This is a genomic window from Planosporangium thailandense (assembly GCF_011947195.1).
GTDB lineage: Bacteria > Actinomycetota > Actinomycetes > Mycobacteriales > Micromonosporaceae > Planosporangium > Planosporangium thailandense.
On sequence record NZ_JAATVY010000089.1, the window covers coordinates 1 to 735 of the forward strand.

At 66.4% G+C, this 735-nt stretch carries 2 protein-coding genes; both read left to right on the forward strand.

The window, feature by feature from the left end; translation table 11 throughout:
- The first annotated feature begins 46 nt into the window (after positions 1 to 46).
- Positions 47 to 373 (forward strand): WXG100 family type VII secretion target, encoded by a 327-nt coding sequence (locus tag HC031_RS32245; RefSeq protein WP_277349877.1) that lies wholly within the window; start codon positions 47 to 49, stop codon positions 371 to 373.
- Positions 374 to 393: 20 nt separating this feature from the next.
- Positions 394 to 684: a WXG100 family type VII secretion target gene (locus HC031_RS32250; RefSeq protein WP_167926823.1), complete on the forward strand. Its 291-nt coding sequence runs from the start codon at positions 394 to 396 to the stop codon at positions 682 to 684.
- Positions 685 to 735: the final 51 nt, after the last annotated feature.

Below are 735 nucleotides of genomic sequence, written 5' to 3' on the forward strand. Positions count from 1 at the left end.
ACATCGACCGACCTGATGACTGAAGTGAGAGACGGGGTGGATCCGGTTGGCTGAGCAGACGCAGTCAGACGCTGCGGTGATGGCCCAGACCGCGAACAAGTTCCGATCGACCAACAGCGAGCTTGCCAACATGCTCACGCGGCTGATGAACGAGCTGGAGAGCCTGCGTGCGGGCTGGAAGGGCCGGGGCGCCCAGGCGTTCGACAACGCTCGGCTGCAGTGGGGCCAGGACATGTCGACGCTGCACCGCGCGCTCGACGAGACGGCCCAGGCCATCGAGAAGGCGGGGACCTTCTACTCGTCGTCGGATGCCGAGTCCGCCAACCGCCTGAACGCGTTCCAGGGCGGCGCCACCGTCAAGCTGCCGCTGTAGGCAAGGGGAGGGTTTCCACCATGGCAGAGCTCCTGGTTCAATTCGGCCAGCTGCAGGCGGCCGCCGGGCACATCGATTCCGCGATCAGCGCGCTGCACACCCAGCTCGACGACCTCGGCTCGGCCGCGAAGCCGCTGGTCGCGACGTGGAACGGCGCCGCTCAGGACGCCTACCAGCAGCGTCAGCAGCAGTGGACGCGCGCGGCGCAGGACCTGACGAACATCCTGCAGAACATCAAGAAGGCCCTCGAGGAGTCCACGCAGGAGTACATCCAGACCGAGAAGACCAACACGAGTCTCTTCGCGGGCTGAAACTTCCGCAGGACAGAGGGCGGCCGGGTGAGCCTCACCGGGTCGCCCTCT